The 3,170-nt window shown below is 48.2% G+C and carries 5 protein-coding genes and 1 pseudogene; 4 read left to right on the top strand and 2 right to left on the bottom strand.

The features are described from left to right. Nucleotides 1-280 precede the first annotated feature (280 nt). The 3 genes from DDR33_RS23585 (at nucleotide 281) to DDR33_RS23575 (ending at nucleotide 2,121) form a co-directional block, all read left to right on the top strand. Entirely contained in the window at nucleotides 281-922 is a 642-nt protein-coding gene (locus DDR33_RS23585) for a DUF6266 family protein (RefSeq protein WP_109418267.1), read from the top strand. Between the two features lie 62 nt (nucleotides 923-984). Beyond that, nucleotides 985-1,632 (top strand): DUF6266 family protein, encoded by a 648-nt coding sequence (locus tag DDR33_RS23580; RefSeq protein ID WP_146198838.1) that lies wholly within the window; start codon nucleotides 985-987, stop codon nucleotides 1,630-1,632. A gap of 138 nt (nucleotides 1,633-1,770) precedes the next feature. Beyond that, nucleotides 1,771-2,121, top strand: a complete 351-nt coding sequence (locus DDR33_RS23575) for a hypothetical protein (RefSeq protein WP_109418265.1) — start codon at nucleotides 1,771-1,773, stop codon at nucleotides 2,119-2,121. Nucleotides 2,122-2,127: 6 nt separating this feature from the next. Here DDR33_RS23575 and DDR33_RS27020 read toward each other — a convergent pair whose 3' ends face one another. Beyond that, entirely contained in the window at nucleotides 2,128-2,424 is a 297-nt protein-coding gene (locus tag DDR33_RS27020) for a type II toxin-antitoxin system RelE/ParE family toxin (RefSeq protein ID WP_109418264.1), read from the bottom strand. Further along, on the bottom strand, nucleotides 2,414-2,656 hold the full coding sequence (locus tag DDR33_RS23565) for a DUF2683 family protein (protein WP_109418263.1): 243 nt from the start codon (nucleotides 2,654-2,656) through the stop codon (nucleotides 2,414-2,416). The genes DDR33_RS27020 and DDR33_RS23565 overlap by 11 nt, the downstream gene beginning before the upstream one ends. A gap of 42 nt (nucleotides 2,657-2,698) precedes the next feature. Here DDR33_RS23565 and DDR33_RS26060 point away from each other — a divergent pair. Next, nucleotides 2,699-3,170: pseudogene (locus DDR33_RS26060) on the top strand (hypothetical protein); the annotation flags it as partial.

Below are 3,170 nucleotides of genomic sequence, written 5' to 3'. Positions count from 1 at the left end.
GGCAGAAGTAAAAGTTTAAAGTTTAAAGAAAGCTAATAGCCAACTTCCAACAACCAACAGCTATCGGCGACAGCCGGTAAAAAAGTTCCACTAAAGTGGAAGAAAAGCGGAAAAAAGTGGAAAGTTCAGGGGGTAAAATTGCCCCCGGGCGGCCATCGCCCTACGTTTGGTCTATCAACAAGGACGTACCGGTACAAACAATTTGTTGTTCCCCTGGGGCTTTCTGCAGGGGTGACCAAAAAGGAAAGGCGTATTTCTAAATTTTAAATTTTTAAAAAAAATGGCAGAATTAAAGCCGGGTGTCATAGGCACCATTTCAGGAAAAATAGACAACGTAGTAGCCGCTAACTGGCGGGCAATCCATTATCTCAGGTCTCTTGCGAAAACGGGGAAAAAGACACCCTCGGAACTGCAGGTGGCGCGCCGGGCAATATTCACACTCCTGGTGGATTTCCTGGCGAGGTTTGAGAAAGAGATCAACCTGGGTTTTCAGCATTTAGACCAAAGCCGGGCAACTGCGTTCAACCTTGCCACCAGGGCAAATAAGCTGGCAGTAACCGGCGCTTATCCCGATCTTGCTATCGACTACGCATCTGTGGTATTCAGCAAAGGCAGGCTCGATCCGCCATTGGCCGTCTCGGTGGTCAGTGAGGTTGCGAACACCATCAGCATTACCTGGGACCTGATGGAAGATGCCTCTGAGCAAACGCTTTCCGATAAGGTGATGGTCGTGGCTTATGATGCAACAGCCAAAGTTAAGCTCGTCAGCCTGGGGAAAGCCGTGCGCGGCGACCAGAAGCTGGACCTCCACTTCCCGGATTCGCTTGCATCCCACACGATCCACGTGTATATCTTCTTTACCGATCAGGGTAACAAGAAGAATTCTGAAAGTGTCTACGCTGGATCTGTAACAGCGTTCTGATTTTAATCAGTGACCGGCCGGATCAGGCCGGTCACTATGTATCACTCATAGAACTTACTATCATGGCAAGAATTATAAAAGGCCTTTTGTCGGGCACGTTTGCGGGTATGATTTTCTGCGCAGGCAAAAAAAGGACTTTCGTCCGCAATCCATCCAGGAATGTTCTCCCTCCACCCTCTGCCGCCCAATTGCTGGTGCGCGAGAAGCTCCGGTTAACGAATCAGACCCTTCTGCCATTGCGCAGCCTGATCGACGAAACATGGGAAAGCCGGAAGTATACTAAGAAAACGGCTTTCGGATCGGCGTTCGCCTCGATGATGATCAATGGTTTCGACCGCTTTTCTTCGGGGGTAGAGATCGACTACCAGAATATCCGGATCTGCCGCGGAACTTTGAACCAGGCGCCCGGCCTCAGGCTCGACCTGAACGGTACCCGCCTGACAGTGTCATGGATTAATCGCGGGTTTCATGCCCGGAACACTTTCTTCTGCCGGGATGAAGATGAAGCGATCCTGGTGCTGCTGTTCCCCAAAGCGAAGGTCTGCCTCATCTGCCGCAATGGCGAGATCCGCCGCGATGAGCAACTGAAAGCAGATCTCCCCTCTCCGCTGGTGGGCCAGCAAATGCATGCCTGGTTCTTCTTCACCAACCAGGGAAGCAAGAGATCGTCAAACAGTGAGTATTTGGGGGAAATAGCTGTTGGCTTTTAGCAATCAGTTGTCAGCCATCAGCTTCCTGTAAAGCGCTTTAGTATTCTTCGCCCGTCACGCCGGAAGCCGATAGCTGACTGCTGAAGGCTGATAACAATTACCACTTTTTACTTTTCACTTTTAACTTTTAACTCAAAAATGAAACTCATATTCCGTTCCCTTCAACACGAAGGCTCTATGATCTTTTTGTCACTCGTTTTATTTCTATTGTTTCCTTTTCTGTGCCGGCATATCGATGTCACGTCGGCGCCGCTGGACCCGGGGATCCTCAGTATTGTGATTATGGCTGTGCTGACGTTCCTGGTGTTCAAGGCCGTCACCTGGATGGCGATCCGCATCATCTGGCCGGTATTTGCCGAATATTCGGAAGTGCAGTTTGAAGGGAATTTCCGTTCGCTGACGCAGCTGCAGAAGGTATTGATCTATTTAGGATTTTATATGCTGCTGCTGTTCGGCATGGTGTTTACGTTAACAGCCCTGGCAGGATAAAGAGAGTTATCGGAATTTTTTCTCCGGAGCCCTTTTTTGATGGTAAATAGCGATAATAACGACAAGATTACGAGTCGGTTCTATCGAATATACAATAGTAAAAGGATACTTTTTTAAATGATACTCCCGATAGTGTTTATATTTATGAGGCCACAAGTAGGGACTTGCACATATTAAGTCAAATCCATTTTCAACTGTCTGAACAAATCTTGATGCTACTTTCAGGCTTCGTTTTAAGTACCATTTTACTGATTGCTCGTATTCCTTTTGTGCTGCAGGATGTAAGGTGTAATTAAAGTTCATTGTTAGAGGTGCCGGTCAGCAGTTGCTGAATTCTGTTCTGGCTTTCACCGGCACTTATCATTGTAACTTTACCCTCCTTGTATTCTTCATATCTGTTGTCCAGCGTTAACTTAAATTCATCAGAATAATCAGCCTCACCTGTAATATGATACTTCATTCCCAACCGCATTAAGAAATCTTTTAATGCGGCCAGATCACGCTCATTGTCAATGTTAACCGTCAATGTTGCCATAATGACAAATATACAAAAATCATACCCACACTATAACTTAACATGAAAACTATAATCATCATTCTCTCGGTTTTTTCCTTCGGAATAGTCTCTTTCTCAGCATCCAGGCTTCCGGCGGGCACGCAGACGGAGTGCCTCCGCGCGATCTATCTCTCCCAGCTCGGAGTCCGAGAAGCCACCAACCGCAACGATGGCCCGCAGGTAGAGGCCTATCTGCGCTACGTTGGGCTAAAGCCCGGTGATCCCTGGTGTGCAGCGTATGTCTCCTGGTGTCTCGACCAGGCCGGCATTGCTAACCCGCGCAGCGGCTACTGCCCGCAGTTTTTTCCTTCGGGTAAGGTTGTCTGGGGGAGAGAGTTGAAGGTGGAAAGTTCAAAGTTGAAAAGGGCGAAGCCGCAAGAGCCAACAGGTCTTCCGCAAACCGGAGATGTCTTTGGTCTCTACTTTCCGGAAAAGGGCCGCATCGCTCATGTTGGCTTCATCGACGAATGGGGTGAAAAATATGCGATTACCT

This window comes from Pararcticibacter amylolyticus (genome assembly GCF_003130405.1).
Taxonomy (GTDB): Bacteria; Bacteroidota; Bacteroidia; order Sphingobacteriales; family Sphingobacteriaceae; genus Arcticibacter; species Arcticibacter amylolyticus.
This window is presented reverse-complemented; position numbering and strand designations above follow the sequence as displayed.